The following is a 6,338-nucleotide window of genomic DNA, read 5'->3' as shown; positions in this document are numbered from 1 at the left end:
CGGAGGAACTCCCACTCCTCATCAGACAGCTCATGACGACGTATCACCCGACCATGATCCACCACGCAAGATCAATTGAAGACACGCCCTAGGCCAACCCTGAGTCCCCCCTGTGCGTTTCTCAGGAAAATCACAGGTTGCAGAAAGGGCACTCTAAGAGGTCGCGGAGAGGGTGTGCCGTATGACCACGACCTCGCCCCAGGGGCGCACCGAACTGCTGAGGCCGGACGGGAGCCCCGTCCGCGTGCTTGTGGTGGATGACGAGCAGTCGATCACCGAGCTGCTGTCCATGGCCCTGCGCTACGAGGGCTGGCAGATCCGGAGTTCAGGGGACGGCCAGGGGGCCGTGCAGACGGCGCGGGAGTTCCGGCCCGACGCCGTCGTGCTGGACATGATGCTGCCCGACATGGACGGGCTCACCGTACTGGGGCGGCTGCGCCGCGAACTGCCCGACGTGCCCGTGCTGTTCCTGACCGCGAAGGACGCGGTGGAGGACCGGATCGCGGGGCTGACGGCGGGCGGGGACGACTATGTGACCAAGCCGTTCAGCCTGGAGGAGGTCGTGGCCCGGCTGCGCGGGCTGATCCGCCGCTCCGGCGCCGCCGACCGCCGCTCCGAGTCCGTGCTGGTCGTCGGCGATCTCACGCTGGATGAGGACAGCCACGAGGTCACCCGGGCCGGGCAGGGCATCCATCTGACCGCGACCGAGTTCGAGCTGCTGCGCTTTCTGATGCGCAATCCGCGCCGGGTGCTCAGCAAGGCCCAGATACTCGACCGGGTCTGGTCCTACGACTTCGGCGGCCAGGCCAATGTCGTCGAGCTGTACATCTCCTATCTGCGGCGGAAGATCGACGCCGGGCGGGAGCCGATGATCCACACCCGGCGCGGCGCGGGTTATCTGATCAAGCCCGCCACCTCATGACACCGTGGCGACGACCGCTGCCGCGGCGGCGGCCGATGGGCCAGCCGCGCACCCTGCGGACCCGGCTGGTCGTCGCCTCGGTGGTGCTGATCGCCGTGGTCTGCGCGGTGATCGGCACCGTCACCACCGTCGCCCTGCGCTCTCATCTCTTCGCGGAGCTGGACGGGCGGCTGTCGGAGTCGGTGGAGCGGGTCGCGTTCGCCGATCTGCCGGGCAAGAGCGTGAAGAAGGAACCCACCGATCTCAGCGACTTCGTCACCCGCGGCCCCCAGCCGCAGGGCACCATCGGCGCCGAGCTGATCGGCGGGACGGTCGTCGACGCCCAGGTCAGTGAGCGCTCCTCCGGCGAGCCCCAGCCGCTCGACCAGCGGCAGACGGGCGCCCTGCTGACCGTCCCGCGCGACGGCCGCCCGCACACCGCCGACATCCCCGGACTCGGCCAGTACCGGGTGCAGTTCATCACCGCCGCGGACGGCGTCCGCCAGTACTACGTGGCCATACCGACCACCGACGTCAACAACACCCTGCGCACCCTGCTGCTGATCGAGATCAGTGTCACCGCCGCCGGGCTGATCGCCGCCTCGCTGGCCGGCGCGGTCATCGTCAATGTCGCCACCCGCCCGCTGCGCCGGGTCGCCACCACCGCCACCCGGGTCTCCGAACTCCCCCTGCACAGCGGCGAGGTGAACCTCGACGAGCGGGTCCCGGAGTCCGAGACCGACCCGCACACCGAGGTCGGCCAGGTCGGACTGGCCCTCAACCGGATGCTCGACCATGTGCGCGGGGCCCTGCACTCCCGCCAGCAGAGCGAGACCCGGGTCCGGCAGTTCGTCGCTGACGCCAGCCATGAACTGCGTACCCCACTGGCGTCGATCCGCGGCTACGCCGAGCTGACCCGGCGCGGCCGGGAGGAGATCGGCCCCGACACCCGGCACGCGCTGCGCCGGATCGAGTCCGAGGCCGACCGGATGACGCTGCTGGTGGAGGATCTGCTGCTGCTGGCCCGGCTGGACGCGGGCCGTCCGCTCCAGTTCGAACGCACCGATCTCGTCCCGCTGGTCGTGGACACCGTCAGCGACGCGCGCGCGGCCGGTATGGACCACACCTGGCGGCTCGCGCTGCCCGAGGAACCGGCGCCGGTCCGCGCGGACGCCGCCCGGCTCCAGCAGGTGCTGGTCAATCTGCTGGGCAACGCCCGCACCCACACCCCGCCCGGCACCACCATCACCGCCCGGGTGCGCCGCAGCGGGCCCTGGCTGTGCGTGGACGTGTGCGACGACGGGCCGGGCATCCCGCCCGAACTGGTGCCGCGGGTCTTCGAACGGTTCGCGCGCGGCGACACCGCCCGGACCCGGGCGACCGGCTCGACCGGGCTCGGCCTGGCCATCGTGGAGGCGGTGGCGACCGCGCACGGCGGCGCGGTGAGCGTCGACAGCAGGCCCGGACACACGGCGTTCACGGTCCATCTGCCGGCCGTGGATGCGTCGCCGAGGCAGCCGGTCAACGGGCAGAAGCACGCAGCGCCGGAACACGCGCCCAACGAGCCACAGCCCGCGCCGACCGGACAGACGAACGGGCAGACGACCGGACAGACGAACGGGCAGACGACCGGGCAGACGATCGGACAAGCAACCGGACAGACGAACGGGCACCGGCACCCGTCGCCGCAGCACGCAATGAACCCGCAGCACGCAATGAACCCGCAACAGCAATCACAGTCACAGCACAGTGCCACCACACGGGTGCGACAGGGCGCCTGACAACAGTCGGTTGTATGCGAACCGACTCCCGGGCGCCCGTACCGGGCGCCCCGCCCCCCACTCTGCCGGCCCGGGAGCATCTCCCGGCCGTGGCAGCCGGAGTGCCGGTCCTCGATGTCGTGATCCCCGTCTTCAACGAGGAGAAGGACCTGGAGCCCTGCGTCCTGCGGCTCCATGAGCATCTGACCCGTACCTTCCCCTACCCCTTCCGCATCACGGTCGCCGACAACGCCTCCACCGACACCACCCCCGAGGTGTCCGCGCGGCTCGCGGCCGGGCTGCCCGAGGTGCGGTCGGTACGGCTGGAGCAGAAGGGCCGCGGCCGGGCCCTGCGCTCGGTCTGGTCCGGCTCCGACGCCCCGGTCCTCGCCTATATGGACGTCGATCTCTCCACCGACCTCAACGCGCTGCTGCCGCTGGTCGCGCCGCTGATCTCGGGCCACTCGGACCTGGCGATCGGCTCCCGGCTGGCGACCGGTTCCCGGGTGGTGCGCGGCGCCAAACGGGAGTTCATCTCCCGCTCCTACAATCTGATCCTGCGCGGCTCGCTGCTGGCCCGGTTCTCCGACGCCCAGTGCGGTTTCAAGGCGATCCGGCGCGAGGTCGCCCAGGTGCTGCTGCCGCTGGTGGAGGACTCCGGCTGGTTCTTCGACACCGAGCTGCTGGTCCTCGCCGAGCGGGCGGGCCTCAGGATCCACGAAGTACCGGTGGACTGGATCGACGACCCCGACTCCACCGTACGGATCCTGCGCACCGCCGCCGACGACCTCAAGGGGGTCTGGCGGGTGGGCCGGGCGCTGGCCACCGGTTCGCTGCCGCTGGACCGGCTCACCCGGCCGTTCGGCGACGATCCGCGCGACCGCGAGCTGACCGACGTCCCCAAGGGGCTGGCCCGGCAACTGGTCGGCTTCTGTGTGGTCGGCGGGCTCTCCACCCTCTTCTATCTGCTGCTCTACACCGCCTTCCGGGGCTTCACCGGGGCGCAGACGGCCAACGCGCTGGCGCTGCTGCTGTCCGCGGTCGCCAACACCGCCGCCAACCGGAGGCTCACCTTCGGGGTGCGCGGCCGGTCGGGTGTGGTCCGGCACCAGGCGCAGGGCCTGCTGGTGTTCGGCATCGGGCTGATCCTGACGAGCGGTTCGCTCGCCGCCCTGAACGCGGCGAGCGGCGACCCCGGGCACTCCACCGAACTGGCCGTGCTGATCGCCGCGAATCTGGCGGCGACCGTGCTGCGGTTCCTGCTGTTCCGCGTCTGGGTCTTCGCCGACCACCGCGAGCCGTACGGCACCGGGGGCCCGGCGGCGGCGTACGGCACCGGGGGCCCGGCGGCGTACGGGCGCGGAGGCGCTCCGACCCCGGGCGGCGACGACAGCCACCCCCCGCACGACATCGCCCCGCACAGCACCGACCCATACGGCACCAACCCCCACACCCCCAACCCCACGACCGATCCGAGGACCACCCGATGACGTCGACGACCACCCCCCACCACGACCCGGCGGCGCCCCCCGCCGCGCCCCCCGCGTCGCCGTCGTGGTCCGCCCCGTACCGTCGGCTCCCCGCGTCCCGGAGGGCATGGCGGGGGCGGCCGGAGGATCCGCGCTGGGTGCGGCCGGGGTTCCTGGGCGCGCTGGTCGTCATCGGCGCGCTCTACACCTGGAACCTGACCTCCTCCGGCTACGCCAACTCCTTCTACTCGGCGGCCGTGCAGGCGGGCAGCGAGTCCTGGAAGGCGTTCTTCTTCGGCTCGCTGGACGCCTCCAACGCCATCACCGTCGACAAGCCGCCGGGGTCGCTGTGGCCGATGGCCCTCTCGGTGCGGCTGCTCGGGCTGAACTCGTTCGCGATCCTCTTCCCCGAGGTGCTGATGGCGGTGGCCACCGCCGGGGTGCTGTACGCCGCCGTCCGCCGCCGGTTCAACGCCGGGGCCGGGTTCATCACCATGGCGGTGTTCGCGCTGACCCCGGTCGCCGCGCTGATGTTCCGCTTCAACAACCCGGACGCCTCGCTCGCCCTGCTGATGGCCCTGGCCGTCTACTGCACCCTGCGCGCGCTGGAGCAGGCGCGGACCAAATGGCTGGTGTGGGCGGGCGTGGTGATCGGGCTGGCGTTCCTGGTCAAGACGCTCCAGGCGTTCCTGATCCTGCCGGTGCTGGCCCTGGTCTATCTGCTGCTCGCGCCCACGCCGGTACGGCGGCGGATCGGGCAACTGCTGCTGGGCGGCCTCGCGATGGTCGTCGCGGGCGGCTGGTGGGTCGCGATCGTCGAACTCTGGCCGGCGTCCTCGCGCCCCTACATCGGCGGCTCCCAGAACAACTCCTTCCTGGAACTGACCTTCGGCTACAACGGCCTCGGCCGCCTCAACGGCGAGGAGACCGGCAGCGTCGGCGGCGGGGGCGGCCGGGGCTGGGGCGAGGTCGGCTGGGACCGGATGTTCAACGCCAGTGTCGGCGGCCAGATCTCCTGGCTGATCCCGGCCGCGCTGATCCTGCTGGCGGCGGCCCTGTGGCTGCTGCGCCGGGCGCCCCGCACGGACACGGCCCGCTCGGCGTTCCTGCTCTGGGGCGGTGCCCTGCTGATCACCATGGTGGTCTTCAGCTTTATGCAGGGCATCTTCCACGAGTACTACACCGTCGCCCTCGCCCCCTACATCGCCCCGCTGACCGGCATGGGCGCGGTGGTGCTCTGGGAGGAACGCGGCCGGATCTGGGTCTCCCTCACCCTGGCCGCCGCGACCACCGCGACGGCCGCCTGGGGGTACGTCCTCCTCAACCGCACGCCCGACCACCTCCCCTGGCTGAAGTGGCTGGTGCTGATCGGCGGGCTGACCGCCGCGCTCGGCCTGGTCTTCGTCTCCCGGCTGGGCCGTCCGCTGACCCTCGGGGTGGTCGGCCTGGGCGCGGTCGCCACGCTGGCCGGGCCGACCGCGTACAGCCTGAGCACCCTGGAGACCGGGCACACCGGCTCGATCGTGACGGCCGGCCCGGCGTCCGCGAGCGGCCGGGGCGGCTTCGGGGGCGGTGGCGGTGGCTTCCAGGGCCCACAGGACGGTGGCGGTACGACGGGCCGGCAGCCCCCCGCCGCCGGCCAGGCCCCGCAGGGCGGCGGCGGGACCGGCGGGGGCGGCGCGATGGGCGGGCTCCTCGACGGCGCCACCGTCAGCGACGAGGCCCGCCAACTGCTCGCCGACTCCGGCGAGTACACCTGGGCCGCGGCGGCGGTCGGCGCCCAGAACGCGGCCAGCTACCAACTGGCCACCGGCGACCCGGTGATGGCGATCGGCGGCTTCAACGGCACCGACCCGTCCCCGACGCTGGCCCGGTTCCAGCAGTACGTCGAGGAGGGGCAGGTGCGCTACTTCATCGCCGACGGCGGCGGCCGGGGCGGCGAGGACGGCACCGCCACCCAGATCTCCACCTGGGTCCAGGAGACCTTCACCGAGGTCACGGCCGGGACCAGCACGTTCTACGACCTGACGCAGCCGCTCGCCCCGACGGCCACGGACTGAACGGCCGCCCCCCGAGACAGCCACGGGCTGAACGGCCGATCCCCGAGACAGCCACGGACTGAACGGCCGCCCCCTGAGACAGGTGCACCGGGGTCGAGCCGCCCCGGGGCACCCCCTCGAACGGCCCCCGCCGGGATGCCGTGCCCCC

General features: G+C 72.3%; 4 protein-coding genes. All 4 read left to right on the top strand.

What is annotated here, in order from left to right; all coding sequences use genetic code 11:
* Nucleotides 1–181: 181 nt before the first annotated feature.
* From ABZX40_RS39875 to ABZX40_RS39860, 4 genes are read left to right on the top strand one after another with little or no spacing between them, the layout of a single operon-like run.
* Complete coding sequence (locus tag ABZX40_RS39875) at nt 182–922, top strand: response regulator transcription factor (protein WP_355751268.1); 741 nt, start codon at nt 182–184, stop codon at nt 920–922.
* On the top strand, nt 919–2,682 hold the full coding sequence (locus tag ABZX40_RS39870; RefSeq protein ID WP_355751265.1) for a HAMP domain-containing sensor histidine kinase: 1,764 nt from the start codon (nt 919–921) through the stop codon (nt 2,680–2,682). The genes ABZX40_RS39875 and ABZX40_RS39870 overlap by 4 nt, the downstream gene beginning before the upstream one ends.
* Nucleotides 2,683–2,696: 14 nt before the next feature.
* Entirely contained in the window at nt 2,697–4,151 is a 1,455-nt protein-coding gene (locus ABZX40_RS39865; RefSeq protein ID WP_355751262.1) for a bifunctional glycosyltransferase family 2/GtrA family protein, read from the top strand.
* The gene (locus tag ABZX40_RS39860) at nt 4,148–6,190 is read left to right on the top strand and encodes a glycosyltransferase family 39 protein (RefSeq protein ID WP_355751260.1); all 2,043 of its coding nucleotides are present in this window, start codon (nt 4,148–4,150) and stop codon (nt 6,188–6,190) included. The genes ABZX40_RS39865 and ABZX40_RS39860 overlap by 4 nt, the downstream gene beginning before the upstream one ends.
* Nucleotides 6,191–6,338: the final 148 nt, after the last annotated feature.

Source organism: Streptomyces sp. NPDC004610 (assembly GCF_040609715.1).
Lineage (GTDB): Bacteria > Actinomycetota > Actinomycetes > Streptomycetales > Streptomycetaceae > Streptomyces.
The sequence above is the reverse complement of the archived record's forward strand: the minus strand, read 5'-3'. Positions and strand labels throughout refer to the sequence as shown.